Raw genomic sequence first — 25,963 nt, 5'->3', positions numbered from 1 at the left:
TAGTGCGGCCCGTACGAGCGGGCCGGATCACACCGCAGGTCGCGGCAGCGGTCGACGGATGGATCGGCCGGCGTTAATCACTCATTCTGCGGACCTTTTCTTCATTTGCGTTTATTTGCGTTTATTTGCGGACAAGACATCCCATGCCCAGCCCCATCTCCGAAGACCTCGCCCTGCGGATCGGCCTGGCCGCCCGCGCACTGCCGGAGACCGACCCGGCGCGGCTGCTGCGGGTCCTGGCCGATGCGGTCGGGCTGCCGCCGACGGCGGAGAAGCTCGCCGCCCTCAAGGTCAAGGACCTGAAGACCGCGGCGGCCGGGGAATTGGGCGACATCGACCCCGATGCACTCAAGGCCGCCCTGACCTATCTCAAGGGCGAGGGGCTCACCGATGCGGCCCCCCCGCCCCCGCTCGATCCCTATGCCGACAACGACATGCCGGACTCCATCCGCGTCGCCTGCGCCTCGGACACGGGCGAGAACCTGGACGGGCACTTCGGCGCCGCCCGCCGCTTCCTGATCTACCAGGTCTCCGCCACCCAGTGCCGGCTGATCGCCGTGCGGCGGGTGGAGGACACCGGTGCCGAGGATAAGAATGCCTACCGCGCCGGGCTGATCGGTGACTGCCAGGTCCTCTATGTCGCCTCCATCGGCGGGCCGGCCGCCGCCAAGGTGATCAAGCTCGATATCCACCCGATCAAGGACTCCGGCGGCGGCAGCGCCCGGGAGCGCATGGTCCGGCTCCAGGAGACCCTGGCCCACCAGACCCCGCCGTGGCTCGCCAAGGCGATGGGCAAGCCCCCGCAGGAGCGTATCCGCTTTGCCTTGAGCGAAGAGGACCCGGCATGATCAGCACCGAGCGTCTCGACCAGGTGGTGCAGATCGTGGAGCGGGCGGGCCTCTCCGAGCAGACCGTCGGGGCCCTGCGCGAGACCCTGGCACCCATCCATTTCACCTACTGCCGGGACGAGGACATCGGCGAGGGGATCGGGGTCGCGGCGCCGGTGCGCCGGGCCGCGGGCTTCAATCTCTATCTGGTCGATGGGCAGGCCCATTGCCTGCGCCTCACCGCCGATCCGGACGCCGCCACCGGCCTGGTCCTGGCGGAACTGGACCATGGTGCCCAGTAGGGCACCCGCCCCTGGGCCAGTGGCGAGTCCGCCCGGCATGTCCGCGACGCCGATCGCCAACTGCGCCGAGTGCCCCCACCGGCGCGACCTGCTCACCCAGGGCCGTTGCACCCCGGGGGATGTGTGCGTGCGCGCCATGAGCGGGCGTCAGATCGAGCGCTTCTTCCGGGTCAACCCGTCTCTGGCAGACACCTACGCGGGCGATGCCTTCTGGGAACGCCGTGCCATCGCCGCCCGCTATCTCTCCCAGCGCCAACTGCTGTCGCTGATCCATGACCCGGACGAGGTGGTCCGGCGCGTACTCGCCTACCGCCTGCCGGTCGAGGCCCTGGACCCGCTGATCGGCGACCCGGACCGGGAGGTGCGGGTGATGGTCGCCGACCGCCTGCCCCCCGAACGCCTGGAGCGGCTGGCCGCGGACCCGGACTATCTGGTGCGCCAATATGTCGCGCGGCGACTGCCGGTCGGGCGCCTGTTCCGGATGATCCGCGACCCGGACCGGCAGGTACGCTGCACCGTGGCGGGGCGCCTGCCGCTGGAAAGCCTGGGCCTGCTGCGCAACGACCCCGACGCGGAGGTGCGCATCACCGTCGCGGGGCGCATCCGCTGCGAGGAGGCCAACGGCCTGCTGCGCGACCCCGATTGGCGGGTGCGCCTGCGCCTGGCGGAACGCCTGCCGATCGGCCAGCTCGGGACCCTGCTGGAGGACGCCGACCCGGATGTCCGGGCCGCCGCGCAGGCGCGTGCCGCGGCGGGCGAGCAAGAGGTCCGCGAATGAACGCGGGCAGGAAAGACGATTGTCCGCAAATGAACGCAAATGAACGCAAATAAAGAAATGAATGTGAGCTAGGCGGCATCGTGTCGGGCACTGTCGGCTACCGACGGAGGGCGGGGCGGGGCGCCGGCCCTGTCCGGCCCGGAACACGGGCCGCGCCCGGGGGCGGGACGGGGCATTCGCCCCGTCCCGAACGTTTAATGCTGCGGCTGCGATTGGCGCGTGGCCGCGGGTCCGGAGACAACGCTCCGGATGGGGCGCCGTCCTCGTCCGGCCCGGAAGTTCAACGATCAGCGCGTTTCGTGAAGATTTGCGTTTATTTGCGTTCATTTGCGGACAAATGATTCTTAATAACTTCACCGACCACCGAACTATCAGGCCAAGACGATGACAGCGACCGACCTTGACCCCAACCAGTCCCAGACCCTTGCCCTGCGGGTTGCCGAGGCCTGCGCGGCGCTGCCGGCCCGCGCCGGCGTCCCGGGCCTGGTCGCTGCCATCGAGGGCCTGCTGCCCGGCGCTCAGGTCCAGCACGCCCTGACCCGGGGCGGATGGCACCGCCTGGGCGGGGTGGTGGACCTGGACGGGGGCCGCATTGCCGAGCACCTGGGGACCTGGGCCGAGACGATCTCCGGCGGGGACATCGATGAACTGATGCAGAAGGTCGCGGACCTGCGGCTCTTCGTCACCCGCCTCAACGGTCAGACCCACTACCTGGTGGTGCCGACCGGCCCGGCCGCGCGCGACTTCATCCAGATCGAGGTGGAGGAATTGCAGGAGGTACTGGACCGCTGCATCACGGACCCGGACTGGTTCCCGGACAGCATCGCCGAGTTCGTCGACCCGCTGGACTTCCCCCGCCTGGAGCCCGAGCCGGTAGGGCCGCCGCGGCTCGTCTTTCGCCGCCTGGTCCCGGTGAATAGACTCCTGAAGTCCTCGGACGCGGGACCGCGCCTGGTCCGTTTCCTGGACGACTGGGACCGCAGCAGCGCCGGCGAGACCTCGATTTTCTGCGAGCACTGGGTCCTGTCCATCCGCGAATATCGCGATCAGGAGGGTGACGACCATCTGAGCGCCAAACCGATCCCCGTGTCGGCCGCGGTGCCGCCGGCCCTGCCCGACGGCGTGGTCGCGCGCGGCGCCCAACTGGCCAACCAGATCCACGGCTTCGACCGGGTGCTCGGCTACCCCTTCGCCTGGTACTTTTACATGCTGACCAACCCCAAGGTCTCGCACCGCCTGGCCACGGCCGTCCACGACGACCTGATCGGCGCCTACGCCTATCTTCCCGTGCGCGACCTCAAGGTCCTGCGCGACTGGTATAACCAGCCCTATGGCGCCTGAGACACCGGGCGCGGACCTGTCCGCACCGCTGCCCCGGACCGCGGCCCCGATCTGCCCGTCCGCCGCCTTGGCGGAACTGGGCCGGCACCGCTTCCGTGTGCGCTACCGCGGCGACCCGCGGGAGGCGATCCTGGTGCGCTTCCGCGGTGTCGCCTATGGGTATCTGAATCAGTGCGTGCACATGCCCAAGGAATTGGACTGCGAACACTGCCATGTCTTCGACGCCGCCGGCGAATCCATCCGCTGCTCCATGCACGGCATCACCTATGCACCCACGACCGGCGAGTGCCTGAGCGAGATCTGCGCGGGCGAGTCGCTGACCCGGCTGCGGGTGCAGGAGCGCGACGGCACCCTGTACCTCACCGAGAAGCGCACCACGCTGCTCGACTAGCGTCGTTGTCGTTGTCGTTGTCGTAATCGAGGCGATCCTGGCGCCCCGGACTCTCTCGTGCATCGCTTCTCCGATTACGACAACGACAACGACAACGACGATTGTGTTTGACTTGTCCTTAACTCGTTACCAACCTGAGAGACCACCACCGATGCTGCTCGACACCTACCAGGAACAGGAACGCTACTGGCTTATCACCGCCCAGGGCCAGACCAGCACCGCCGGGCTCTACGCCTTCCGCGGCGACCTGATCATACTGGCCGGAGAGTTCGACGAGGCGGCCCGTAAACGCAACCCGCCCCAGGCCCTGCTCAAGCAGGCCGTGGTGCTGGCAACGGCCGACCGGCTCGAATTCGTCGCGGGCAACTTCTCGAGCATTGAGGAACTGCCGCAGTTCATCGAATACTTCCAGGGCCACCTGGCCCCCGGGTGCGTCCCGGTCTTCTATATCGACGACATCGCCGCCAGCGCGCAGGTCCAGGTCGGCGACCAGCGTTATTGCCTGATCCAATACCACGACGGCATCGTCTGGAACAACCTGATGGACGAGTTCTTCGTGGAGAAAGGCGACCTCAAGGGCCAGAGTTCAGAGGACAAGGTGCTCACCGTCGCCCAGGCCGCCAAGGGCCACACCCACAAGTACCCGTTACAGACCCTGGAGCAGGTGCTGGCCGGCAAGACCGGGAGTCGCCGGGAGGTTTGGGGGGCGGTGTAGGGTCGGCCCGCACGCGTCCGGGACGCCCGCGACCGGCCTTGATCATCGCTCCGGCCACCCTGCGGGACGGGATGTCGCTGGTCCGCACAGCGGACCCTACGGGTGCGGGGTCGTAGGGTCCGCTGTGCGGACCACAGACCTCGCCGTTAGCTGATCGGCCGGGATTATAATCAAGGCCCCTGCGATCATCGGAGCCTGCAATGACCCGCCGCGACTACCTCCTGATTGTCTGTCTCGCGCTCGCCCTGCCCTCGGCTGCGCTGTCGGCGGCCCCCGCCCCGGTGGGTTACTGGCTCGTTCAGGAAGGCACCTCCGTGGTCCGGATCGAGGAATCCGGCGGAAAACTGGGCGGCCGGATCGTCTGGCTGAAGGAGCCCAACTATCCGGCCGGGGACGCGCGGGGGCGGACGGGCCAGCCGAAGGTGGACGAGCGCAACCCGGATAGCGCGCAGCGCGAGCGCAAGCTATTGGGCCTGCCCATCGTCTGGGGTTTCGCGCCGCCCGACGCGAAGGGGGTGTGCGAAGGGGGGCAGGTCTACGACCCGCGCAACGGCAAGACCTACTCCGGGACCATCACCATGGCGGGCAAGGACCGGTTGGAACTGCGCGGTTACATCATGGTCAGCCTGATCGGGCGTACCAGCACCTGGGCCCGCGTGGACCCCGGCAAGTACGGGCTCAAGCCCTGACCGAGCCGGCGGCGCACTGACACTGGTGCGCCGCTCGACGCGCGTCATCCAGGTCCGCCCCACCGTCGGACGGCCAGGTTCCCCACGAGGGGCTGTCGATGAAAACCGGACTGGACATTTTTTCGGACATTCCTTCCCGCCCCGGTTAAAATAACCCATCGACATCAATAAGATGCGATCATCTTTCGCCGGACATTCCACCGGACATTCCGCCGGACAACAAGACCAGATCGCCGATGCCCGAGTTCGCGGACCACAGGCTCACCGTCGAGACCGCCCGCTTCGGCCCCTTCACCTTCCAGGTGGGCGTCAATCCCGCGGCCGTTGAGACCGCCTTGCTGCGCGTCGGCGACGCCCACCAACGTCTCCAGGGATCGCCGCTCGCCCAGGTCGCCGGCCAGTTGGAACCTGAGGTCGTGGCGACCAGCGTCTTCGGTACCAACAGCATCGAGGGCGGTACTCTCTCCGAGGAAGAGACCCGACTGGCCCTCGACTATGAGTGCATTCACCCCTTCTGGGACGGCAATGGACGTGTCGGCCGCGTGATCGAGGCCAGCCTGCTGCTGCGGGAGGGTTTCAAATACGCCCCCTTCGCCCAGGCCCGCTTCTACCTCGATCAGATCGACCGCTATTTCACCCTCTTCAACACCTGCCGCAAGGCGGCGGAAAGGGCGCCGCGGCCCCCAACACAGACTTCGTGCTCTTCTTCCTGGAAGGCATGTTGACGAGCCTCAACACCCTGCACGACCGGGTCAATCGGCTGGTGCACCTGCTGCTGTTCGAGAACGATCTCAAACGCCGCCACGAGGAGAAGCGGATCAACGCCCGTCAGTATGCCATCGCCACCCAGATACTCCAGGCCGGCCGCCCCGTCGCATTGGCCGAACTGCGTCGCGCGCCTTGGTATCGTGCGCTCTACCTTGAGCGCACCGACAAGACCAAACAGCGTGATCTGCAAGGGCTGCGGGATCAGGGGTTGGTCGTGTGGGACAAGGCCAAGCGGCTCACAGCTGACGGCGTAGTCGTTTGGCTCGACGAAGCCGAGATCAACATCGGCGATTCGCTAATTGATAAGATATCGGCCGCTATTGATCAGATGAAATTTGTGGCGGCAGTGATATCATCCAACTCGATAGGATCAGCGTGGGTACAGAAAGAACGAAGCCTCGCAATCTCCGCACCATCGACGACGGGCGCTACTCTGCGGCCCAATCTTGGAGGTGGAAATACAGAAGGACTTCGGATCGTAGGAATCGTGAAAGAAAGAACACGACAGGACCCGCAGTACTCCGGATTGCAGGATTATTTCTTGCAGTTGTCGGCTCGGCCTCCGGCTGGTTGGCAGCAGCACTTTATCGCCGCTCGTCGCTTTCCTCGCCATACATGGACGCCGGAGCGATTCCCGTCACTGAACCCGAGGACGCGCTGCATATCGCCATTGCCACCATCTCTCAGGCCCATTACCTCGTCACCTGGAATTTCGCCCATCTCGTCGGTCCGGATACAAAACTCCGACTGCTGGATACCCTGCGTGCACTTGGGCACACACTGCCACTCCTGACCACCCCTGAAGAACTTCTGGAGATTGCAAGATGATCCCGGACGAAACCAACGGACCACAATTGACCATTCCAAGAGCGCCGGACGCAGTCCTTGCGGAACTCTGGGAGGTCAAACGCGAGATCAATCGCGCGGCCGATTATCGTATCGATGTTCTGGTGCAGATGGCCCATGAATCCGCCGAGCGTATCCGGGAGCAATGGCGACAGCAGGGTCCTAGGTCGGGATCAGGTCCTCTTCCCCTTTGACGAGATACACGTCGACGTCGTGCTGAAGGCGGCTTGAGGCTGCGCACCAGCCGAACCACGGATGCACATCGACCACATCGCCCTCTGGACCAATGACCTGGAGCGCTGCAAGGCGTTCTACGTGGCGTATTTCGGCGCGGTCGCGGACAGCGGATACACCAATCCACAGAAAGGCTTCGCGTCCTGCTTCCTGCGGTTCACCGACGGGGCGCGGATCGAGGCCATGATGACGACTATGCTCGACCCACTGGTCATCGCCCCAGGTGTACAGCGCATGGGACTGACGCACTTCGCCATCTCGCTTGGGTCGGAGCGGCTCGTCGATGAGCTGACGCGGCGACTGAAGGCCGACGGGTATCCGGTTCTCGATGGCCCCCGGAGAACCGGGGACGGTTACTACGAGAGCGTCGTCCTGGACCCGGATGGGAATCGCATCGAGATCACGGCCTGAGCCGGCGCCCGCAGATTGATGTGGTTTCTCGTATGTCACGCCCTTTCAGGGCTGGACAGTCTCTTCGGTATAATCCAGGGCGTTACCCTGGGCTGATAGGTCATACCCCTGCGGGGATGCGGATCGGGGTCCCGGGCGCTTGGGCACTTGAACCTGAATCCGGCAATTGCTCTCACAAAGACACAAAGAACACAAAGCACCGCGATCCTCAAAGGGTGGGCATCGCTCTCGCTCTGCCCATCCTACCTGCTGGAGCCACCGCCCGGCGTGGGCGGCTCGGGGTCCTGCTCGGCGCCCGGTATGCAGCGCGGAGCACCGAAGCGGCGGAACCACCGGCGGCGTTCCGCCCCAGGGCTGAGGGGTGACCTACAGTCGCCGCGGGCCACCCACTCGCGCACGCGTCGAGGCCAGGCCAAGCAGGCCGAGGCTGAACAACGCCAGGGTTGGAGCCGCGGGAATCCCGAACTCCATACGGTCGAGATTGTAGTCGGCGCCGTCGGCACTCGACATTAAAATATAACTGATGTTGACAGTGCCTTCATAGAAGGACAGCGTCTCGAACCCAGGGAAGGAAATGCCGTTCGTATAGACCGTCGCCAGGAGACCGCTCACGCCGTATACCTCCATATAGGCGCTGTCGTTGTCGCCCTCTTCATCGTTGTTGACCACGTCGATCGACACGTAGTTGACCCATCCTGCAAAATCGGCGCGGAATTGATTCTCGTCATCCCAGTAAGGCTCGACGCCGAACCCGGCGTCATAGCCGAACACCCTGGTCCCGGTCGAGGCGTATTCGAAATCGTCGGTCTCATAGGCGTACACCGGGCTCCCCGACACCCACTGCAATGTCACGCCCGGGGTGAGGGCGGAGATATTCTGTTCGTGAGTGAAGTCGTCCGGTTCCACCGTGATCAGAAAGGCGTGGGCGTTGGCCGCGAAGGCCGAGGCCAGCGCCGCCGCCAGGAGCCGCTTGTTCATTCTGAATGACCTCGTTGAGATTCCAGTAAGAAGGCAATGCCGGGCGAGTCGGCGCGCCCTGAACCGCCGTGGTCCAGGACGCGCCGGGCCGCCGTTACCGCGAAGCGCGCACCCGGATCAGCCGCGAGGTCTTGGCCTGCAGGATGTCCATGATGCTCACGCCGCTGACGTCACCCTTGACGGCGCCGCTCCACAACCGGCTGTTGGTCGGCGCGCTACCCGCATTCAGGACCGTCCGCGAGCCGCTGCCGTTGATGAACAGATCGGATTGGTTGGCACTCGATGTGGACACACAGGTGCGGCCCCCGGCCTCCAGATAGACCCGGGGGTGCGGATTGGTCACCCGGGAGTTGCACTCGTTGTTGAGGCAGGAAATGTTGTCGTCGATGTGCCAGATGGCCAGGCCGCCGGTGAAGCCGGAAACGATGCTCTGCAGGCCCTGATCATAGCCCTGGTTCTGGCGGTTCTCGATGAGGAAATACTCGCTGGCGGGACCCCCGGTAACCACCCCATAAACGGTATTGAGTCTGGTCGCGTCCGCCTCCCCGGCGCCGACGAGTATCGCCCGATCCCGGTCGATCGGCAGGACCCAGCCCAGCTGCAATTTCGACCAGGCATCCAGCAATACCGGCGTGGCGCCCTTGATCTCCCCCGTGCGGGCTCCCCAATTCCCGAGCCCCATGAGACTCCAGGCGCCGACACCGCGGCTGGGCTTCAGGTCAGGGCACAGGAAGGTGTTCACCTCGTATAAATCCGGGAGGCCGAATATCTCATGGCCCAGTTCGTGGAGCGTCAGGCCGATCGTGGCTTGGACGGGAGACCCCGAAAGATTGGGAAACTTCTCGCCGACCATGGCATATCCGGAGGTCGCTCCCAGTGGGCCCACACCTGGCCGGGCGACCCCGACGCCGAGGGTCTTGCCGTTCAGGACGAGCGGCCCATCGTCGAGTATGGGAAAGAGATCCGCGGCGTGAGCCCAAACATGAGGGGCCGGACCCTCGGCCGACGCCTCGCTGCCGGCCACGACGATGACGACCGCCAACTCATCGGCCGTGACCTGACCATCGCCGTCGTGGTCATACTGGGAATAGTCGATGTAGGGAGCGGCGGCCTGCATCGCCACCTTGGCGATCAGCCGGTTATATTGGGCGAGTGCAGCACTCTCGCCCGGGCTCGGATGATTCCCGGTCTGATCGGACATTCCGAGGACCTGCTCCAGTTGCTGCAAGCGACCGCTGATGTTGACCCAGCCGATGACGCCGTTGTTGGCGGCTGCCCCTTGACCCAAGGCACTGTCATCCTCATACGCGGGCAGCAGGCCGACCGCGCCGTAGGACGCCCGGTAGTAATAGTCGAGGAGGCCGTCCATGAATCCGGTGGCCCACAGCGGCTGCCCGAAGGTCCCCGCCTGGTTATTGAAGCTCGCCAGGATCAACAGAACCCGGGTGGGCGGTGGGGCAGTGCCGCCGGTCGGCGTTGACCACCCGGTCGCAGTGGCGGGCGCGACGCCCGACGCGGCCGCCGGCGGCATAATCGTCGCGTGCAGGTGTTTCAGCAGCCCGGCCGGCGGGGGGTCCTGCGCCGGGACCGGGGTCAGCACCGGGGTCAGCACCGGGGTCAGCACCGGGGTCATCGCCGGGGTCACATCGGGGCCCAGGGCAGGCACTTGCGCAGCCGCCGCGCCCGGCGCGACGAAGCCGCTGACATAGTGCCACACCCCGTTCTGGTCCCGGGCGATGGTATAGCCGCTCTCGGTCTCCACCCAGTGATTGCGCTCGTCGCCCCGCTGTCTGGCGACGACCTGCTGTCCGTCCGGCTGCTCGAGGGTGAAGGGCCCCGGACTCGCCGGGCCGGCCCCAATCGGCGCGCCATACAACGCAAGGAGGGAGCAACCCAGGAGCGGCAGGCTGGCCATCCAGCCTGCCCGCCGCCCCGCCGATTCGTGTGTGCTGATCTTCATTGTTGTCTCCTGAGTCTGAGTCGCATGCGAGACGGTCCCCCTCCCATCGGTGTCGCGACTGAAACGGGCATCGACACCCGGGAGACCGGGGTTCTTCTGGGATCGACACCGGTCACACTCACCGCACGGCGCCGGGGAAAACACCACTGGAGTTTAACTTGCTTTCCAGGATCTTCCAGGCAGCGTCGGACGTTCTGCGCCCCGCTGGTCGCTGCGATGGCGGATTCTGCGTAATGGCTCACCTTTTTGGACGAACACCGCGGGCGCCTCGCGAATCCGCGCGATGGCGGCATTGATCCCCGAGAGCACCGCCTTGACGCGGTTCCGGCGGCTGATCCGCTCGGCGGCGTAAGGATGTGGGCATCGCCCTCACTCTGCCCGATCCTACCTGCTGGCGCTACCGCCCGCCTTGGGCGGCTCGGGGTCCCGGTCGGCGTCCGGTATACAGCGCGGGTCGACCTCATCCTCATCCATGAGGATGCGCCGGCCGTCGCCTTCCAGGTCGTCGAACTGGCCGCTGCGGGCAGCCCAGAAGAGGACACCGACCGCGACCAGGCCGAGGATGATCATGCCGGGGATCAGGCCATAGATGACGTCCATTGGGGACCTCCGTGGGATCAGGGGCGGCCCTTGAACAGACCGCGGATACGGGCGGAATTACCGATGACGGCGAGTGAACTGAGCGGCATCGCGATAGCGGCGATCAGCGGCGTCAGCACCGCGGCCATGGCGAGCGGGACCATGATCAGGTTATAGACGATCGAGATCCCGATGTTCTGGCGGATGGTGCGCAGCGTCCGGCGGGAGAGTTCGGCGGCCTCGGCGACCCGTTCCAGTTCGTTTGACATGAGGACGATGTCGGCGCTGGCGATGGACACATCGGTCCCGCTGCCCATGGCGATGCCGACGTCCGCGCGCACCAGGGCCGGGGCGTCGTTGACCCCGTCGCCGATCATGGCGACGCGCCGGCCCTTGGTTTGCAGTTCGGCGATGACCCGATCCTTGTCCGCGGGCAGGACCTCGGCAATGACCTCGATGGCCCCAAGCTCGGTGGCGATGTGCTCGGCCGCGGCGCAGCGGTCACCGGTGAGCAGGGTCACGCGCAGACCCTGGGCGCGCATCCGTGCGATGACCGCGGCGGCGCCTGGGCGCAGGCGGTCCGCGGTGGCCAGCACCAGGGTACCCAGGCCCGCGACGGCACAGTGGATCAGACCGCCCTCCCTCGATCCATCAGACCGCGGCGCGGCGCCGTCCAACGCGGCCGGCGCAAGCGCGTTGTCGGCAAGCCAATCGGCACTCCCGACGACGACAAGTGCGCCGTCCACCTGGCCGCGGATGCCGAGCCCCGGAACTACCTCGACCGACGCCACCCGGGCGGGCGCCGTCGCGATATCCAGCCGCTCGCACAGGGCCAGCACCGCCGCCGCCGCCGGGTGTTCCGAGAGTCGCTCCAGGGCGCCGACGCGACGCAGCAGGTCGCGCCGATCGTCCGCCAGGACCAAGGGCTCGGACCCCAACGACTGCCAGGGCGCCGACCCGAAGCGCCATCCGGTGACCTCCGGCCGTCCGGTGGTGAGGGTGCCGGTCTTGTCGAAGACGAAGTGCTCGATCGACGAGAGGCGCTCCAGCACGGCGCCGTTCTTGATCAGGATACCGCGCGACGCGCCCAGGCCCGCGGCGACCGCGACCGCCATGGGGGTGGCCATACCGAAGGCGCAGGGGCAGGTGATGATGAGCACCGCGGTCCCGGCCAGGATGGCGGTCTGGAGGTCGACCCCGACCCAGGCGATGAAGGTCAGGGCGGCGAGCCCCAGGGTGAGCGCCACGAACCAGGGGACGATGCGGTCGGCCAGGCGTTGGATCGGGGCGCGGCTCGCCTGCGCATCCTCCACCAGGCGGATGATGCGCCCCAGCGCGGTGTCGCGCAGGGTCGCGGTGGCACGCACCTTGAGCACCCCGGCGCCGTTGATGGTGCCGGCGCAGACCGTCTCCCCCTGGGTCTTGCGCACCGGCCTGGACTCACCGGTCAGCATGGACTCGTCGACCTCGCTCAGACCCTCGACCACGGCCCCATCCACCGGCACCCGCTCCCCGGGGCGCACCAGGACCAGTTCGTCCCGGGCGATGGAGCGGATCGGGACCAGGGTCTCGGTGTCGTCGCGCAGCACGGTGGCGACCTTGGGCTGGAGATCGAGCAGGCGCTGGGTCGAGGCGACCGCCGCGCGCCTGGACAGGCCCTCCAGGAAGCGCCCGAGCAGGATCACGAACAGGAAGTTGACCACCGTGTCCCAGTAGACCTCCCCGGCCCTGGTGCCGCTGACCGTTACATAGAGCGAATAGACATAGGTGATCGAGGCGCCGATGGCGATCGGCAGATCCATGCCGAGCCGCCCGGAGCGCAGGCCCGCCCAGGCGCCCTGGTAGAAGGGGTAGCCGCTGTAGAGCAGCGTGGGGGTGGCGAGCGCGCAGCCGACCCACTGGAAGAGTCCCCGGAACTCCCCCCGATCGGCCCCGCTGTAGAGTGCGATGGAGACCCACAGCAGGTTCATCATGGCGAACCCGGCGAAGGCCATCCGATAGAGCAGGTCGCGACCCTGGCGGCGCAGGGCGCCCTCGGCGGACTCCGGATCGAAGGGGACGGCGCTGAAGCCCAGGTCGCCGAGCCGCCGCAGGAGGGTGGAGAGCTTCAGCCGACCGTTGTCCCAGCGCACCCGCAGCCGCCGCCCGGTCAGGTTGACCCGGGCCTCCGTGACGCCCGGCAGGGTCTTGAGCCCCGTCTCGATCAGCCAGACACAGGCGGCACAGTGGATGCCTTCGACCAGCAGGTTGATCTCCCGATCATCGACAGCGATATCGACAAACTCCTCCTGCACCGCGTCGAGGTCGTAGAGCCTCAGGTCCCTGGGCAGTTCGGGGGGCGGTCCCAGCGGCTCGCCCGCCGTGGTGCGGCGGTAGAAGCCGTCCAGACCAGCCGTATGGATCGCCTCGCACACCGACCGGCAGCCGATACAACAGAAGGCCCGCTCGCCCCCACGGATGACGGCCGTCACCTCCGACCCCGGGTTCAGCGGCAGACCGCAGTGAAAGCACCCGGACCTGGTACCCTCAGGGGCAGATCGCGATACCATTCGAGAATATCCGTGAACTGGAGAACTAGACAGGATTAACAGGATTTCTCAGGATTTACAGGATGTGTTGTTGATGAACATCGCACCCTCGTTATCCTGGTTAATCCTGCGAAATCCTGTTAATCCTGTCCAATTTCCTGCCGCTTGGTCACTCGTCAGCGTGGTTTCAGGCGTTACGCTTGGCGGTACTCGGCACAGGCAGTGCCCCTTGGAACTGGTGGACCGCCGCGCTGCGGCCGTCAGGGTCGCGCGACGGTGAGTCGTTCCCCGGTGGTGAATTCGTCCTCGCCCTGGCGGACGGCGATCAGTGCGTCCCAGGCCCCGAACAGGGGGAAGACCACCCGCGCCGAGTATTGGCCGGCACCGACGGCCACCATGGGGGCGGAAAAGTCCCGGGTCTTGTCGGACGGCCGGTAGGCATAGAGGTTGACCTGGTCCGGCGTCACCGGCTGACCGGTCTTGTCCACCAGGGTGACCAGGATAGCCGCGGCCTCACCCGCCTTGAGGTCGTCGGGGATGTCGGCGCTCAGGGTCCAGCCCGGGTCCTTGGCCAGGCGGGAACTCAGGGTCTTCTCGTAATGCTGACCACGCTCGTAATAGTCGTCGTTGACCAACCCGGGATTGGTCGCGAAGGCCAGATAGACGAAGGTCACATTGACCAGCAGGACCACCGTGATCAGGCCGATCCAGGCGAGCACCCAAGGGCTGCGCCACGGTGAGTTCGACTGGACGACCGGCTGTGCGAATAGTTGCATTGCCATCACTCTCCCGGTGCACACGGCGGCACACCCTAAGAAAAAAAACCGCGACCATAGACCGCTATGTCACACTGGAAGTCATGGCCCGCCGGTTGGAAATTAGAGAAGATTAACAGGACTTTTCAGGATTAACAGGATGAAAACGTCACGAACGTAGTCATCGGCAATCCTGTTAATCCTGTCCATTTATTCGCTGACGGCTCGGAGTTCGCCTTGTGATTGCGCATTTGGCCGCGTTCACGCCCACCACAAGAACTTGACGCATGGGAAGTTGGGGCTTGCTCAACCCCGTCTAACGCGGCGGCCCGACGAAGACGCTGGTGCGCTCCGAGGCGATGGCCTGCCCGTTGGGACGGACCGCCTCGACCCGGAACCGGATCGGCGCCTGCTCTTGCGTGAGGTTCTTCTTCGGGACCTTGACGAAGACCCCGGTCGCCGTGACCCCGCCTTCATGGACATTGACCGGCGCATCGGCGCCGACCAGGGTGAGACCGGGCGGACCCGTGACGCTGATCCGCACCGTGAGCGGCTCCGGCATCTTGTTCAGGACCTTCAGCGTATAGCGGTTCTGCACTGAGCCGTCACCCAAGGTCACGAACAGGGGCGCGCGCTCGTGCAGGACCTTCAGATCGATGGCGTCCAGGGATGACAGCCCGTAAAGGATGCCGGACAGGGCCAAGAGCAGGATGGCCGAATAGACCCAGACCCGCGGGCGCTTGAGCAGCGGGCGCGCGGGCTTGCCCTCCAACTCGTCGAGCGAGGCGTAACGGACCAGACCCCGCGGGCGTCCGACCTTGTCCATGACCTCATCGCAGGCATCAATGCACAGGGCGCAGGTGATGCAGCCCTCCTGTTGCCCACCCCGGATATCGATACCGGTCGGGCAGACGGCGACGCACTGCTTGCAGTCCACGCAGTCGCCGAAGGTCCGCTGCTGCGCGCCCTCCCCCTTTTGGACCCGGCCCCGGGGTTCGCCACGGCGCTCGTCATAGGTCGGCACCAGGGTGGTCTTGTCGAGCATTACCCCCTGAATACGGGCGTATGGGCACAACCAGAAGCAGACCTGCTCGCGCAGAAAGCCCGCGAGCAGATAGGTGCCGACCGTAAAGAGGGCGACCGTGATATAGACGGCACCGTTCGCCTGGCCGGAGAAGAACTCCAGCCACAAGGAGGGGGCCGGGGTAAACCAGGACACGAAGCTGAAGCCCGTGAAGAAGCCGATGGCGAGCCAGATGCCGTGCTTGGTGGCCTTGATGCGCAACTTGTCGCGGGTCAGGGGCGCCGCGTCGAGTTTGCGCCGCTGCGGCGGCGGCCCCTCGAGCCGCTCCTCGATCCAGGTAAATATGTCGGTCCAGACCGTCTGGAAGCAGAAAAAGCCGCACCAGACACGCCCGGCCAAGGCGGTGGCGACCGCCAAGAGGATCGCGAAGAACAACAACAGCAGCGACAGCATCCAGAAGTCCTGGGGGAGGACGGTCACGCCGAAGAGATGATACTGGCGGTTCGGGATATCGAAGAGGACCGCCTGCCGCCCATCCCAGCGCAGATAGGGCCCCAGGAAGAAGATCAGCCAGACGGCAGCGCTCGCCCACTTGATGGTGCGCCAGCGCCCGCGCAGACGCTTGGCGTGGATCCTGGCATTACCGGTGTTGACATGCCAGTGTTCGGCCTCGTCATAGAGTGCATCGACGGCCGCCGACCCCGGAATCACGTTGCTCGTACTCAAGAACCCTCTCCAATCGGGTGACCGACCGGCCACGCCGCCGGTGCGGCCGGTGACGGCCAAGCCGCCACAGTGCGCCCTCGCCGCCCCTCGAACTATGCGTTTTCGCAATTATAACTGATTGAGTATCAAGAGCTTCCAGGCAGAAACAAGGGGGATGCGGGGGCGCGCCCGGCCCACCTTGCCCGCGCTGCCGGCCAGCGTCGGGGCCGCTGTGCGGACTGAAGACCCCACGGCGGCCTCGATCATCATTCCGGCGTTCCGGCCAGCGGTCCGCGGTCCGCGGTCCGCGCAGCGGACCCTACGGTTTCTGGTCCTTGTGCGCCTCGGCGTCGCGCTTGATGAGGGCCGAGACCTTGAAGGACAGGAAGACGACGATGGCGATGGCGCCCACCACCATCAGGATCGACAGCCAGGCCACCGGATCCCAGTTCATCAGGTTGGTGACTACACCCATGGCGACTCCCCCTCTCTGAATTTAATCTGCCGACGGAGGGCGCCGCCGCCGCCCGCCGGACCCGCGTCAGTCGGGCGATGCCCTAGTAGCCACCGCCCAGTTCGTGGACATAGACCACGAGTTTCTTGATCTCCTCCGCACTGAGCTTCGCCTGACCCTGACGGGCCGGGTCGGGACCCCAGACGGGCATCACCGCATTGCGGGTCTGGGTCACACCAGCCTGGTTCACCCCGTAGAGGATCGTGTGCCTGGCGCTGTCGTAGCCGCCCGGCTCGAAGCGCCAGATCCCGTCCGTGAGGTTGGCCGCACCGACGGTCACGAAGTCCCCGCCCGGCAGGTCGACCACATGGCCGTTCGCCTTCTCACCGTGGCAGGCGGTGCAGCCCTTGGTCTTGTACAGGGCCCAACCCTCGTCACTCCCGCCCTTGCCGACGGTCTCATTCATCTGCACCACCCATTTGGCCAGGGTGTCCGCCTCGGCCGGCGTGAGGGTCTTTTCGTGGGCGGTCATCGCCGGTTGGCGTCCGCCCACGATGGACTCCTGGATCTTCACCGTGGTACCGCCATAGATCCAATCGTCATCGGCCAGGACCGGATACCCCGGATTGCCGGCACCCCCGGTACCGTGACAGGCGCGACAGTTGTCGCCGAACAGCACCTTGGCGGCAGCCAGGGTGTATTGCTTGAGGCCCGGGTCCTCAATGATCTGGGCCGGCGTCATGGCGGCGAGCTGGTCCTCGAAGCGGGCGCGTTTGGCCACCATCTGATCCAGGCCCTCCTGATATTCCTTCATCTGGCTCCAGCCCAGCACGCCCTGGGTCGGCTCCTGGCCCACGGGCCACATGGGATAGAGGATCGCATAGCCGATCCAGAAGGCAATCGAGGCCCAGAAGGCCAGCATCCACCAGCGCGGCGGCGGGTTCTTCAACTCGCGCAGATTGCCGTCCCAGACGTGCCCCGTGTTGTTCTCACCGGGGAAGGGATTATTTTCCGCCATCTTTGTCTCCGTTGGATTCGTTGTCCACTTCGAACGGGATGTGCTTTTGTGCCTCGAGGCGATCCCGGTTCTTGGGACGGAAGACCTGGAAGTACACCACCACCATCAGGACGAAGATGACGACGGTCAGGATGGTCCCGACCCAGTCGCTGACCGTCATCGCCGCCCAATCGGTGTGGAAGTACGCGCTGATGCTATTCACGATAGGCCTTGGCATCGTCCAGCTTCGCCATGGTACCCAACACTTGCAGATAGCTCACCAGGGCATCCAGTTCGGTCTTGCCCTCGACCAAGGGGCCGGCGGCCGCGATGTCGGCGTCGGTGTAAGGGACCCCGACCAGCCGCAGGCCCTTCATGTGTCGCTGCATCCTGGAGCCGGTCGGGGCAGGCCACAGGGTCCAGCCGAACACCACCAATGAGCGGTCGGGGTCCACCGGGGTCTGGTCGAGCCAGACATAGGCCGGCATCACCGACTCCGGCACCAGGTCCTGGGGCCGGCGCAGATGCTGGCGGTGCCACTCGTCCGAATACTTGCCGCCCAGGCGGGCCAGGTCCGGACCGGTCCGTTTTGAACCCCATTGCATCGGGTGATCGAACATCGACTCGGCGGCCAGCGAGTAGTGACCATAGCGCTCTTTCTCGTCACGGAAGGGCCGCACCATCTGCGAGTGACAGAGGTAGCAGCCCTCGCGCTGATAGATATCGCGCCCGGCCAGTTCCAGCGCGGTATAGGGGCGCACGCCGTCACCCGCGGTCCAATTCCAGACCTGTTTGCCGGCCTCATCCACGGTGACGACCGGCGTCACCCCCACCTTGGACCAGACGATCTCGGGAAACTTGTTGTACTCCATGGTCTTCTTCATGAAGAACAGCGGCACGATTTCGACCAGACCACCCACCGACAGGGCCAGGGCCAGGAAAAAGAGCAGCCCCCAGATGTTGATCTCCATCCATTCCTGGAAGCCCTTCGCCTTTACTCTTTGCTCAGCCATTTCTCTATAGTCTCCCGAGGTGATCAGGCCGCGGCCGGAAGGGTGCGCGCCTGTGCCAGGCTGCCGGCGACGGCAGAGCGGCGAATGGTCATCAGCACATTGAACAGCATGACGACGGCACCGGTCAGGAAGATGGCGCCGCCAACCGCGCGCATCGCATAGTATGGGTGCATGGCGTCGACCGATTCGACGAAGGTATAGGCGAGGGTACCGTACTCGTCATAGGCACGCCACATCAGGCCCTGCATGATGCCGGAGACCCACATCGCCACGATATACACCACGGTGCCGATGGTCGCGGTCCAGAAATGGAAGTTCACCAGGCGCTCGGAGAACATCTCGGTATGGAACAGGCGCGGCATCAGGTGGTAGATGGCACCGATGGAGATCCCGGCGACCCAGCCCAAGGCCCCGGAATGCACATGGCCGATGGTCCAGTCGGTATAGTGGGAGAGGGCGTTGACGGTCTTGAGCGCCATCACCGGACCTTCAAAGGTGGACATGGCGTAGAAGGCCAGGGCCATGATCAGGAAGCGCAGGACATAATCGGTGCGCAGCCGGTCCCAGGCTCCCGACAGGGTCATCATGCCGTTCACCGCGCCGCCCCAGGAGGGGATGATCATCGCGATCGAGACCGCGGCACCCAGGGACCCGGTCCAGTCCGGCAGGGCGGTATATTGCAGGTGGTGGGCACCGAGCCAGACATAGCCGAACATCAGGGCCCAAAAATGGATGACCGACAGGCGATAGGAATAGATCGGACGCCCGGCTTGCTTGGGCACGAAGTAGTACATGATGCCGAGGAAGCCGGCGGTGAGATAGAAGCCCACCGCGTTATGCCCCCACCACCACTGGATCATGGCGTCCTGGACCCCGGAGAACAGCGAATAGGACTTGAACAGCCCCACCGGGATGGCCAGGCTGTTGACCACATGCAGGTAGACGATCATCACCATCATGCCGAGGAAGAACCAGTTCGACACATAGATGTGCGAGGACTTGCGCCGGGCGATCGTCATGATGAAATTAAAGGTGAAGCTGAGCCACACCACGGCGATCAGGATGTCGACCGGCCATTCCAGTTCAGCGTATTCCTTGGATTCGGTGAGGCCCAACGGCAGGGTGATGACCGCACACAGGATCACCGCGTTCCAGCCCCAGAAGACGAACCAGGCGAGCTTGTCGCTCCACAGGCGCACGCCGCAGGTGCGCTGGACCGTATAGAAGGCGGTCGACATGAGGGTACAGCCGCCGAAGGCGAAGATGACCGCATTGGTATGCAGCGGCCGCAAGCGCCCGAACGAGATGTAGGGGCTGTCGAAGTTCAGGAACGGCCACGCCAGTTCCGATGCGATATAGACGCCGACCGAGGCCCCCACCACCAGGTAGACGGCCGCCATGACGGTGAACCAGCGTACAACGTCGAAGTTGTACTTCTGCTCCAATCCGGATTCCATAAGCCCTCCCGTGAATTAAATGAGACAACAGCAGAGACGGGGGCGCTCCGGCCATGAGTGCCGCACCGTCGATCCCTGGCGCGGCGGGGCCTGGGACACCCAGGCAGCAGACGGCCGGGCCACCGCGGAAGGCCGTACCCGCCAGTGAGAAATCAGCGCGAATCCACACAATCTTTCAGGATGACCTTTCAGGATGATGGGCGGTCAGGCCAGCCGCACCGAATGCCGGTGAATCCTGCGAAATTGCGTTAATCCTCTCTATTGATTCTCGCCGTTTGAACGCGCAATCGCGACGGTGGCGCAGACGCCGTGCCGCGCCACGAACCCAAGCGGGCAGTGGCGGCAACTACACTGGAATATGCGTATAAAGTCAACAGAGACGGCACCATGGACACTGGTGCGACACACCGGTCGTCGCGGTATGCGTTGACTCTAAGCGGCAGGACAACAGCTTATATTACAATAACCTGTCAGTAAAGAGAGGGTGGATGTGCGGCGCGCGCCAGGCGCCGGGGGCCGGCAACCGAGGGCACGGAAGGTTCTGCTGAACGTGAACGGGTTAACCAATGCCCATCACTTGAAGAAGGATTCGACGGAGAACCCTTCTTTTTCCAGGATATCGCGCAGACGCCGCAATGCGTCCATCTGGATCTGCCGTACCCGTTCACGGGTGACACCCAGCTCCTGCGCCACCCGCTCCAGGGTCGAATGCTCGTGACCGTGGAGCCCGAAACGGCGCTCGACCACTTCGCGTTGTTTGTCGTTGAGTTTGCCCAGCCAGTGCTCGAAGTTGGCGTGGATGTCCTCGTCCTGGATCCGCTCGGTCGGGTCGTCGGCGGTCTCGTCCTGGAGCATGTCGACCAACGGCTTGTCGGCATCCTTGCTGTAGGGGGTGTCCACCGAGGCGATCCGCTCGTTGAGACCCAGCATGCGTTTGACCTCGTTGATCGGCCGGTCCAGGAGGACCGCAATGTCCTCGGTGGTGGGCTCGTGGTCGAGGCGCTGGGACAGCAGGCGCGCGGCCTTGAGATAGATATTGATCTCCTTGACCACATGGATCGGCAGCCGCACGGTGCGCGTCTGGTTCATGATGGCCCGCTCGATGGTCTGGCGGATCCACCAGGTGGCATAGGTCGAGAAGCGAAACCCGCGCTCCGGGTCGAACTTCTCCACCGCCCGGATCAGCCCGAGATTGCCCTCCTCGATCAGGTCCAGGAGCGGCAGGCCGCGATTGAGGTAGCGCCGCGCGATCTTCACCACCAGGCGCAGGTTACAGACGATCATCCGCTGACGCGCCAGATTGTCCCCGCGCTGGGCCAGGCGCGACAGGGTGATCTCCTCCTCCGCGGTCAGCAGGCGCGACTCACCGATCTCATTGAGGTAGAGGCGGGTCGCGTCGAAGTCGCCGTCACCGGTGACAAAGCGCTCCGCCGTCGGCTCGGCGGCCTCCGGGTCGATGCTCTCGATGAGTTGCGCCTCGTCCGCGTCCTGCGCGTCTTCCCCGTCTTCCACGACTTCAAGCGCCTCGTCGGGCTCCTCCTGCCCCAGCAGGATCAAGGCCTCGCTGTCGGCATCGAGCTCGATCTCGGGCTCGCTCTCGGACTCGACGATTTCCGGGTCCTCAGTGGTAGACATCCACATCTCCCTCCGTCCGCTCAGACGGGGTTAGGCGCGCGGGGGCAGGTAGAGCAGCGGGTTGACCGAGGCACCGTTGCGGCGTACCTCGAAGTGCAGCAGGGGGGCACCACCTGGTCCTTCACCGCATTCCGCCAACGCCTGCCCGCGTGTCACGCTGTCACCCTCCTTGACCAACAGGCGGCGGTTGAAGCCGTAGGCACTGAGATAGTTCTTGTTGTGTTTGACGATGATAAGGTTGCCGTAACCCTTGAGTCCACTGCCGCTGTAGACGACTGCTCCGGCGCCCGCCGCGTGCACCTCCTCGCCCGGCCGGCAACTGATCCGCAGCCCCGGGCGCGCCGGGTCGCCGGCCCGGAAACCTTGGACGACGGCGCCGGCGAGCGGCCAGGCCCAGACCACCGCGGAGGCGCCGGCGCCGCTGCCCGAGACCGGCGCTACGCCGGCGCCGACGGCGGGGCGCACTGACTTGGCAGCCCCGGGTCTGGCCGTCACCCGTGCGGCCCGGGAGGTCCCCGCGCGCGGCGGTGCGACCCGCAACACCCGCCCGACATAAAGGGTATAAGGGGGCTTGAGGCCGTTCCAGCGGATCAGGTGATCGACACTGACACGGCGCCGCTGACTTATCCCGCCCAGGCTGTCACCCCGGCGGACCCGGTAATAGCCCTTGGGGACCGGTGCGTAACTCCTGGCGCCCGCCTTCTGACCGCCCCAGCCGCCCACCGGCGCTGGCCCGGTGGAGGCGCAGCCGCCCAGCAAGAGCAGGGTCGCCAGGATGGCGGACCACACCCGTATCATGCCACCCCCGCGATCAAGGGAACGAAACTCACGGGCTCCAGCACCCGCTGGTCGAACCCATCGGCCGTGCGGGTCACCCGGATCAACACCTGACGGTCCCCCTCGCCCATCGGCAATACCAGGGCGCCGGCCGGCGCCAACTGGTCGGCCAGGGCGCGCGGCACCCCGCGCGGCGCGGCCGTGACCAGGATACCGTCGTAGGGCGCGTAGTCCGACCACCCCAGGAATCCGTCCCCGTGCCGGAAGCGCACGTTGCGCACCTTGAGCAGACGCAGGCAGTGCTGGGCGCGTTCCTGCAGGGACGCGATGCGCTCGACGCTGTAGACCCGCCGCACCAGGGCGGCCAGCACCGCGGTCTGGAACCCGGAGCCGGTGCCGACCTCCAGCACCGTATCGCAGGGTCCGTGCTCCAACAGCGTCTGGGTCATGCGCGCGACGGTATAGGGCTGGGAGATGGTCTGACCATGGCCGATCGGCAGGGGCGAGTCCTCGTAGGCGCGGCTCGCCAAGGCCTCGTCCACGAACAGATGCCGCGGCAGTTCACGCATGACCCGCAGCACGTCCGGATGGGTGATCCCGGCCGCGCCCAGGCGCGCGATCAGCCGCTCGCGGGTGCGCTGGGAGGTCATCCCGATCCCACGGCGACTGGCCTCCGAGGTCAACATGAGCGCAGCCATGACCCCAGGGCCTCCAAGGCGGCGTGGCGCGTCAGGTCCACCTGGAGCGGGCTGATGGACACGCAGCCGCCGCGCACCGCGTAGAAGTCGGTCCCGGGCCCCGCATCCTGCTCGGGACCGGCCGGACCGACCCAATAGATGGTCCGGCCCCGCGGGTCCTTGGCCGTCACCACCGCCTCGGCCTTGTGGCGATGGCCCAGCCGGGTCGCCGCGAACCCCTGCAAGTCCGCGTAGGGCATGTCCGGCACATTGACGTTGAGGATCAGGTTGGAGTCCAGCGGCGCCTCGCGCAATCGCTCCACCAGCAGGCAGGCCACCCGCACCGCGGTGTCCAGATGGCGGGGCTCGCGCGAATCGATCGACACCGCGATCGCCGGGAGCCCGAGAAAACGCCCCTCGGTCGCCGCCGCCACGGTCCCGGAGTAGAGACAATCGTCCCCCAGGTTGACCCCATGGTTGATCCCGGCGACCACGATGTCCGGCTCCGTCTCCAAGAGACCGGTAAGCGCCAGATGCACGCAATCCGTCGGGGTCCCGTCCACCCGGATGAAGCCGTTGCCCATGCGCACCGCGTGCAGCGGCACGTCCAGGGTCAGCGAATTGCTGGCCCCGCTGCGGTCGCGGTCCGGGGCCACCACCGTCACCTCCCCCAAGCGGGCAAGCCCCGCCGCCAGGGCAAGCAGCCCCGGGGACTGGTAACCGTCGTCATTGCTGACCAGAATCTTCATGCGACCGGCGCCCGCGGTGAAACAGACTTAAAGGGATGAGGCCCGGGGATGATACTGGAAAGCCTCGCCGCGGACATCCTGTCGGCGGGCACGGGACGCCGCGCTGCGGACCGGGGCGCGGTTATACTCAGCGCCAAGCACGCGGCAAGGCACAGGTCCCATGAACAAACACACCGACCCGGCCGATCTCGAGCTCTTCCGCACGGAGGTCCAGGACGCCCAACCGCTGGCGCCCCAGGACCCCGAGCCCTACCGTCGGCGCCCGCCCCCCATCCCGCGTCCGCGCCCGCCGACGCTGCCCGAGGACGGCGGCACCACCCTGTCCGAGTCCGAGGTCGAGACCCACGAGTTCCTGCTCTTCACCCGCCCCGGGCTCCAGCAGCGTGTTCTCGCCGACCTGCGGCGCGGCGCCATCGAGGTCGGGCTGGAGGTCGACCTGCACGGTCTCACCGTCGAGGTCGCCCGCCGCGTCCTGGCCGAGTTCCTCACCGAGTGCAGTCACCGCCGGGTCCGCTGCGCCCGCATCATCCATGGCAAGGGCATCCGCTCGTCCGAGCGGCAACCGGTCTTGAAGCAAAAGGTCAACTACTGGCTGCGCCTGCACCTGGAGGTCCTGGCCTTCTGCTCCGCCACCCGTCGCGACGGCGGCACCGGCGCCGTCTATGTCCTGCTGCGCAATCCCAACAAGGCGCGGCGGCAGGGGCCTTGATCCTGGCCCCGGCCGCCGCGTGTCGGCGCTGGCCTAATAAAACAATTCCATTAGGAACGTGTGTTGCACCGTTGTCGTTGTCGTTGTCGTTGTCGTTGTCGTTGTCGTTGTCGTTGTCGTTGTCGTTGTCGTTGTCGTTGTCGTTGTCGTTGTCGTTGTCGTTGTCGTTGTCGTTGTCGTTGTCGTTGTCGTTGTCGTTGTCGTTGTCGACAGTATCGTAGAGCCCTGGCTTCTCTGGCACCCGAAATTGCGTCGCTTTTCGGAATACGAATACGAATACGACAACGACAACGACTGCGTTTAACTTGTTCTTGAATCGTTACGCGGTATGATTCAAGCTGATCCGCTCAGGTGCTTCTTGACCCGCCGCAGCCCCAGCCAGGCAAACCCTAAGACCAGGGGCACCGCGATGCCCATGGCGAGCGTCGCGTTGATCGGCACCCCGCCATCCTCCAGCCCCTTGAGTGCATAACCGATGAGCCCCACGCCGTAATAGCCGATCGCGATGACCGACAGACCCTCGACCGTCTCCTGGAGGCGCAGTTGGATGTGCGCACGGCGATCCATGGACTCCAGCAACTGGCGGTTCTGTTCCTGCAGGGACACGTCCACCCGCGCCCGCAAGAGGCTGGTCAGCCGGGCCGCGCGCTCCGCCAGATCGGTCTGGCGCTGCTGGGTCGAGGCGCAGGTGGCGAGCGCCGGCGCCAGGCGGGCTTCGAGGAATTCGGTGAAGGTCTGCAGGCCCTCGATGCGTTGCTGACGCAGTTGCTCGAGCCGCTGCCGGACCATCGCGTAATAGGCCCGCGAGGCGTCGAAGCGATAGGTGGTGCGCGCCGAGACCTCCTCGATCTCGGCGGCAAGATTGGTCAGATCCGCCAGCAGTTCGCTCTCGAAGGCCCGGCCCGCCGCCCCCGGAGCGGACATGCGCGCGGACAGCAGCGCCAGTCGCCGATCGGCATCGCTGAGCGTGGCGGAGACCTCGCGCGCCAGCGGAAACCCGAGCAAGGCGAGCGCCCGGTAGCAGTTCAGATCCAGGATCCGTTTGGCGAGTCGCCCGGCCTGGTTCTTCGACAGACTGCAGTCGCGCACCAGGATGCGGACGAAACCGTCTGCATCGATCCTGAAATCCGACCAGATGCGGGCCAGGCCACCCACGGCCTCGGAGCCGATGACGGCATTGCCGCTGAACAACTCGGCCAGTTCGTCACTGCTGCGCTCCGGCGTGGCACAGGCGTCGATCGCCATCGCGGCCGCCGAGATCACCTCGCCGGGCAGTTCACGCAGCCACGCCTCGGGCAGATCATGGAGTAGGGGCGCGGCGAAGGGATGCTCGTAGGCACCCTGCCGGCTGAAGGTGTAGGTGACGAACTCGGTGTGACGCTCCCAGCGCATGCGCATCGGCCCCAGGTCGGCCGAGTAGTGCCGGTCGACCGTCTCCGGGATCGGCCGTCCATAATGTTCGAGTAACCGCTTGAGATACTCGACATTGCGCTCGATCCCCTGCTCGCCGCACACCACCGCGAGATAGGCCACCCGCTCCGGCGCGCGCAGCGGCTGGAAGGTGCGGGCGTGAAGCTCGGCCGTGACGACGCGCCGTAGCGGATGCTCTTGGAAAACAGGCGGCATGATTTAGATGATCCGGGTTGCGATGCACGATTATAACC

Annotated in this window: 29 protein-coding genes; 13 read left to right on the top strand and 16 right to left on the bottom strand. The window is 65.8% G+C overall.

Annotation, left to right across the window (positions count from 1 at the left end; all coding sequences use genetic code 11):
• Window positions 1–143: 143 nt before the first annotated feature.
• From THSYN_RS08945 to THSYN_RS08895, 11 genes are all read left to right on the top strand, one after another.
• Window positions 144–848 (top strand): dinitrogenase iron-molybdenum cofactor biosynthesis protein, encoded by a 705-nt coding sequence (locus THSYN_RS08945; RefSeq protein WP_100918825.1) that lies wholly within the window; start codon window positions 144–146, stop codon window positions 846–848.
• Window positions 845–1,129: a hypothetical protein gene (locus THSYN_RS08940; protein ID WP_100918824.1), complete on the top strand. Its 285-nt coding sequence runs from the start codon at window positions 845–847 to the stop codon at window positions 1,127–1,129. Before THSYN_RS08945 ends, THSYN_RS08940 begins: the two co-directional genes overlap by 4 nt.
• 37 nt (window positions 1,130–1,166) lie before the next feature.
• Window positions 1,167–1,907 carry a 4Fe4S-binding leucine-rich repeat protein gene (locus THSYN_RS08935; protein ID WP_100918823.1) on the top strand — a complete coding sequence of 247 codons (741 nt, stop codon included), beginning with the start codon at window positions 1,167–1,169 and terminating at the stop codon, window positions 1,905–1,907.
• 384 nt (window positions 1,908–2,291) lie between these two features.
• On the top strand, window positions 2,292–3,248 hold the full coding sequence (locus tag THSYN_RS08930) for a hypothetical protein (RefSeq protein ID WP_172965251.1): 957 nt from the start codon (window positions 2,292–2,294) through the stop codon (window positions 3,246–3,248).
• Window positions 3,238–3,639 (top strand): Rieske (2Fe-2S) protein, encoded by a 402-nt coding sequence (locus THSYN_RS08925; protein WP_100918822.1) that lies wholly within the window; start codon window positions 3,238–3,240, stop codon window positions 3,637–3,639. Before THSYN_RS08930 ends, THSYN_RS08925 begins: the two co-directional genes overlap by 11 nt.
• Before the next feature lie 151 nt (window positions 3,640–3,790).
• Window positions 3,791–4,354, top strand: coding sequence for a hypothetical protein (locus tag THSYN_RS08920; RefSeq protein ID WP_100918821.1), 564 nt, complete (start codon window positions 3,791–3,793; stop codon window positions 4,352–4,354).
• Window positions 4,355–4,554: 200 nt separating this feature from the next.
• A complete protein-coding gene (locus tag THSYN_RS08915; protein ID WP_100918820.1) occupies window positions 4,555–5,043 on the top strand; it encodes a DUF2147 domain-containing protein in 489 nt (162 codons plus the stop codon).
• Window positions 5,044–5,279: 236 nt separating this feature from the next.
• On the top strand, window positions 5,280–5,768 hold the full coding sequence (locus tag THSYN_RS08910) for a Fic family protein (protein WP_100918819.1): 489 nt from the start codon (window positions 5,280–5,282) through the stop codon (window positions 5,766–5,768).
• A complete protein-coding gene (locus THSYN_RS35770; protein ID WP_236848832.1) occupies window positions 5,741–6,604 on the top strand; it encodes a toll/interleukin-1 receptor domain-containing protein in 864 nt (287 codons plus the stop codon). The genes THSYN_RS08910 and THSYN_RS35770 overlap by 28 nt, the downstream gene beginning before the upstream one ends.
• A 31-nt stretch (window positions 6,605–6,635) precedes the next feature.
• On the top strand, window positions 6,636–6,851 hold the full coding sequence (locus THSYN_RS33580) for a hypothetical protein (RefSeq protein WP_157817539.1): 216 nt from the start codon (window positions 6,636–6,638) through the stop codon (window positions 6,849–6,851).
• Between the two features lie 61 nt (window positions 6,852–6,912).
• Window positions 6,913–7,302: a VOC family protein gene (locus tag THSYN_RS08895; RefSeq protein ID WP_100918818.1), complete on the top strand. Its 390-nt coding sequence runs from the start codon at window positions 6,913–6,915 to the stop codon at window positions 7,300–7,302.
• A gap of 366 nt (window positions 7,303–7,668) precedes the next feature.
• Here the strand turns inward: THSYN_RS08895 and THSYN_RS08890 are convergent, their stop codons facing one another.
• The 11 genes from THSYN_RS08890 to ccoN all read right to left on the bottom strand — a co-directional run bounded on the left by THSYN_RS08890 (window position 7,669) and on the right by ccoN (window position 19,752).
• Window positions 7,669–8,280, bottom strand: coding sequence for a hypothetical protein (locus THSYN_RS08890; protein ID WP_100918817.1), 612 nt, complete (start codon window positions 8,278–8,280; stop codon window positions 7,669–7,671).
• A gap of 94 nt (window positions 8,281–8,374) precedes the next feature.
• Window positions 8,375–10,240 (bottom strand): M6 family metalloprotease domain-containing protein, encoded by a 1,866-nt coding sequence (locus THSYN_RS08885; RefSeq protein ID WP_100918816.1) that lies wholly within the window; start codon window positions 10,238–10,240, stop codon window positions 8,375–8,377.
• A 384-nt stretch (window positions 10,241–10,624) separates the two neighbouring features.
• Complete coding sequence (gene ccoS / locus THSYN_RS08880) at window positions 10,625–10,840, bottom strand: cbb3-type cytochrome oxidase assembly protein CcoS (protein WP_100918815.1); 216 nt, start codon at window positions 10,838–10,840, stop codon at window positions 10,625–10,627.
• 17 nt (window positions 10,841–10,857) lie between these two features.
• Window positions 10,858–13,368: a heavy metal translocating P-type ATPase gene (locus THSYN_RS08875; protein ID WP_100918814.1), complete on the bottom strand. Its 2,511-nt coding sequence runs from the start codon at window positions 13,366–13,368 to the stop codon at window positions 10,858–10,860.
• 239 nt (window positions 13,369–13,607) lie between these two features.
• Window positions 13,608–14,123, bottom strand: a complete 516-nt coding sequence (locus THSYN_RS08870) for a FixH family protein (protein WP_100918813.1) — start codon at window positions 14,121–14,123, stop codon at window positions 13,608–13,610.
• A gap of 295 nt (window positions 14,124–14,418) precedes the next feature.
• Window positions 14,419–15,852, bottom strand: a complete 1,434-nt coding sequence (gene ccoG / locus THSYN_RS08865; RefSeq protein ID WP_100918812.1) for a cytochrome c oxidase accessory protein CcoG — start codon at window positions 15,850–15,852, stop codon at window positions 14,419–14,421.
• 298 nt (window positions 15,853–16,150) lie between these two features.
• The gene (locus THSYN_RS33575; RefSeq protein ID WP_157817538.1) at window positions 16,151–16,306 is read right to left on the bottom strand and encodes a hypothetical protein; all 156 of its coding nucleotides are present in this window, start codon (window positions 16,304–16,306) and stop codon (window positions 16,151–16,153) included.
• A gap of 82 nt (window positions 16,307–16,388) precedes the next feature.
• The gene (ccoP, locus tag THSYN_RS08860) at window positions 16,389–17,303 is read right to left on the bottom strand and encodes a cytochrome-c oxidase, cbb3-type subunit III (protein ID WP_100918811.1); all 915 of its coding nucleotides are present in this window, start codon (window positions 17,301–17,303) and stop codon (window positions 16,389–16,391) included.
• The gene (locus tag THSYN_RS08855; protein WP_100918810.1) at window positions 17,290–17,505 is read right to left on the bottom strand and encodes a CcoQ/FixQ family Cbb3-type cytochrome c oxidase assembly chaperone; all 216 of its coding nucleotides are present in this window, start codon (window positions 17,503–17,505) and stop codon (window positions 17,290–17,292) included. The genes ccoP and THSYN_RS08855 overlap by 14 nt, the downstream gene beginning before the upstream one ends.
• Window positions 17,498–18,295 carry a cytochrome-c oxidase, cbb3-type subunit II gene (ccoO, locus tag THSYN_RS08850; RefSeq protein ID WP_100918809.1) on the bottom strand — a complete coding sequence of 266 codons (798 nt, stop codon included), beginning with the start codon at window positions 18,293–18,295 and terminating at the stop codon, window positions 17,498–17,500. Before ccoO ends, THSYN_RS08855 begins: the two co-directional genes overlap by 8 nt.
• Window positions 18,296–18,318: 23 nt before the next feature.
• Window positions 18,319–19,752 (bottom strand): cytochrome-c oxidase, cbb3-type subunit I, encoded by a 1,434-nt coding sequence (gene ccoN / locus THSYN_RS08845; protein WP_100918808.1) that lies wholly within the window; start codon window positions 19,750–19,752, stop codon window positions 18,319–18,321.
• A 19-nt stretch (window positions 19,753–19,771) separates the two neighbouring features.
• Here ccoN and THSYN_RS36635 point away from each other — a divergent pair, with 19 nt between their 5' ends.
• Complete coding sequence (locus tag THSYN_RS36635) at window positions 19,772–19,900, top strand: hypothetical protein (RefSeq protein ID WP_257791239.1); 129 nt, start codon at window positions 19,772–19,774, stop codon at window positions 19,898–19,900.
• Window positions 19,901–20,325: 425 nt separating this feature from the next.
• Here THSYN_RS36635 and rpoS read toward each other — a convergent pair whose 3' ends face one another.
• The 4 genes from rpoS to surE are packed head-to-tail and all read right to left on the bottom strand — an operon-like array spanning window position 20,326 to window position 23,590.
• Window positions 20,326–21,387 carry an RNA polymerase sigma factor RpoS gene (gene rpoS / locus THSYN_RS08840; protein WP_236848831.1) on the bottom strand — a complete coding sequence of 354 codons (1,062 nt, stop codon included), beginning with the start codon at window positions 21,385–21,387 and terminating at the stop codon, window positions 20,326–20,328.
• 30 nt (window positions 21,388–21,417) lie between these two features.
• Entirely contained in the window at window positions 21,418–22,185 is a 768-nt protein-coding gene (locus THSYN_RS08835) for a peptidoglycan DD-metalloendopeptidase family protein (protein ID WP_100918806.1), read from the bottom strand.
• Window positions 22,182–22,862 carry a protein-L-isoaspartate(D-aspartate) O-methyltransferase gene (locus tag THSYN_RS08830; protein ID WP_236848830.1) on the bottom strand — a complete coding sequence of 227 codons (681 nt, stop codon included), beginning with the start codon at window positions 22,860–22,862 and terminating at the stop codon, window positions 22,182–22,184. The genes THSYN_RS08835 and THSYN_RS08830 overlap by 4 nt, the downstream gene beginning before the upstream one ends.
• Window positions 22,844–23,590, bottom strand: coding sequence for a 5'/3'-nucleotidase SurE (surE, locus tag THSYN_RS08825; RefSeq protein WP_100918805.1), 747 nt, complete (start codon window positions 23,588–23,590; stop codon window positions 22,844–22,846). The genes THSYN_RS08830 and surE overlap by 19 nt, the downstream gene beginning before the upstream one ends.
• A 160-nt stretch (window positions 23,591–23,750) precedes the next feature.
• Between surE and THSYN_RS08820 the strand changes: the two genes are divergently transcribed.
• Complete coding sequence (locus tag THSYN_RS08820) at window positions 23,751–24,299, top strand: Smr/MutS family protein (RefSeq protein ID WP_100918804.1); 549 nt, start codon at window positions 23,751–23,753, stop codon at window positions 24,297–24,299.
• 333 nt (window positions 24,300–24,632) lie between these two features.
• Here THSYN_RS08820 and THSYN_RS08810 read toward each other — a convergent pair whose 3' ends face one another.
• On the bottom strand, window positions 24,633–25,925 hold the full coding sequence (locus THSYN_RS08810; RefSeq protein ID WP_100918803.1) for a DUF3422 family protein: 1,293 nt from the start codon (window positions 25,923–25,925) through the stop codon (window positions 24,633–24,635).
• Between the last annotated feature and the right edge of the window lie 38 nt (window positions 25,926–25,963).

Origin of the sequence: Candidatus Thiodictyon syntrophicum, assembly GCF_002813775.1 — a bacterium.
Lineage (GTDB): Bacteria > Pseudomonadota > Gammaproteobacteria > Chromatiales > Chromatiaceae > Thiodictyon > Thiodictyon syntrophicum.
The sequence above is the reverse complement of the archived record's forward strand: the minus strand, read 5'-3'. Positions and strand labels throughout refer to the sequence as shown.

Coding starts and splice junctions, on each gene's coding strand:
- ccoS (WP_100918815.1), bottom strand. CDS start 10,840: ATGGACGTCATCTATGGCCTGATCCCCGGCATGATCATCCTCGGCCTG.
- THSYN_RS08910 (WP_100918819.1), top strand. CDS start 5,280: ATGCCCGAGTTCGCGGACCACAGGCTCACCGTCGAGACCGCCCGCTTC.
- THSYN_RS08890 (WP_100918817.1), bottom strand. CDS start 8,280: ATGAACAAGCGGCTCCTGGCGGCGGCGCTGGCCTCGGCCTTCGCGGCC.
- surE (WP_100918805.1), bottom strand. CDS start 23,590: ATGAAGATTCTGGTCAGCAATGACGACGGTTACCAGTCCCCGGGGCTG.
- ccoO (WP_100918809.1), bottom strand. CDS start 18,295: ATGGCTGAGCAAAGAGTAAAGGCGAAGGGCTTCCAGGAATGGATGGAG.
- THSYN_RS08930 (WP_172965251.1), top strand. CDS start 2,292: ATGACAGCGACCGACCTTGACCCCAACCAGTCCCAGACCCTTGCCCTG.
- THSYN_RS08925 (WP_100918822.1), top strand. CDS start 3,238: ATGGCGCCTGAGACACCGGGCGCGGACCTGTCCGCACCGCTGCCCCGG.
- THSYN_RS08920 (WP_100918821.1), top strand. CDS start 3,791: ATGCTGCTCGACACCTACCAGGAACAGGAACGCTACTGGCTTATCACC.
- THSYN_RS08830 (WP_236848830.1), bottom strand. CDS start 22,862: ATGGCTGCGCTCATGTTGACCTCGGAGGCCAGTCGCCGTGGGATCGGG.
- THSYN_RS08870 (WP_100918813.1), bottom strand. CDS start 14,123: ATGCAACTATTCGCACAGCCGGTCGTCCAGTCGAACTCACCGTGGCGC.
- THSYN_RS08945 (WP_100918825.1), top strand. CDS start 144: ATGCCCAGCCCCATCTCCGAAGACCTCGCCCTGCGGATCGGCCTGGCC.
- THSYN_RS08940 (WP_100918824.1), top strand. CDS start 845: ATGATCAGCACCGAGCGTCTCGACCAGGTGGTGCAGATCGTGGAGCGG.
- THSYN_RS33580 (WP_157817539.1), top strand. CDS start 6,636: ATGATCCCGGACGAAACCAACGGACCACAATTGACCATTCCAAGAGCG.
- THSYN_RS08915 (WP_100918820.1), top strand. CDS start 4,555: ATGACCCGCCGCGACTACCTCCTGATTGTCTGTCTCGCGCTCGCCCTG.
- rpoS (WP_236848831.1), bottom strand. CDS start 21,387: ATGTCTACCACTGAGGACCCGGAAATCGTCGAGTCCGAGAGCGAGCCC.
- THSYN_RS08810 (WP_100918803.1), bottom strand. CDS start 25,925: ATGCCGCCTGTTTTCCAAGAGCATCCGCTACGGCGCGTCGTCACGGCC.
- THSYN_RS33575 (WP_157817538.1), bottom strand. CDS start 16,306: ATGGGTGTAGTCACCAACCTGATGAACTGGGATCCGGTGGCCTGGCTG.
- ccoN (WP_100918808.1), bottom strand. CDS start 19,752: ATGGAATCCGGATTGGAGCAGAAGTACAACTTCGACGTTGTACGCTGG.
- THSYN_RS08935 (WP_100918823.1), top strand. CDS start 1,167: ATGTCCGCGACGCCGATCGCCAACTGCGCCGAGTGCCCCCACCGGCGC.
- THSYN_RS08895 (WP_100918818.1), top strand. CDS start 6,913: ATGCACATCGACCACATCGCCCTCTGGACCAATGACCTGGAGCGCTGC.
- THSYN_RS08885 (WP_100918816.1), bottom strand. CDS start 10,240: ATGAAGATCAGCACACACGAATCGGCGGGGCGGCGGGCAGGCTGGATG.
- ccoP (WP_100918811.1), bottom strand. CDS start 17,303: ATGGCGGAAAATAATCCCTTCCCCGGTGAGAACAACACGGGGCACGTC.
- THSYN_RS36635 (WP_257791239.1), top strand. CDS start 19,772: ATGAGACAACAGCAGAGACGGGGGCGCTCCGGCCATGAGTGCCGCACC.
- THSYN_RS08875 (WP_100918814.1), bottom strand. CDS start 13,368: ATGGTATCGCGATCTGCCCCTGAGGGTACCAGGTCCGGGTGCTTTCAC.
- THSYN_RS08820 (WP_100918804.1), top strand. CDS start 23,751: ATGAACAAACACACCGACCCGGCCGATCTCGAGCTCTTCCGCACGGAG.
- THSYN_RS08835 (WP_100918806.1), bottom strand. CDS start 22,185: ATGATACGGGTGTGGTCCGCCATCCTGGCGACCCTGCTCTTGCTGGGC.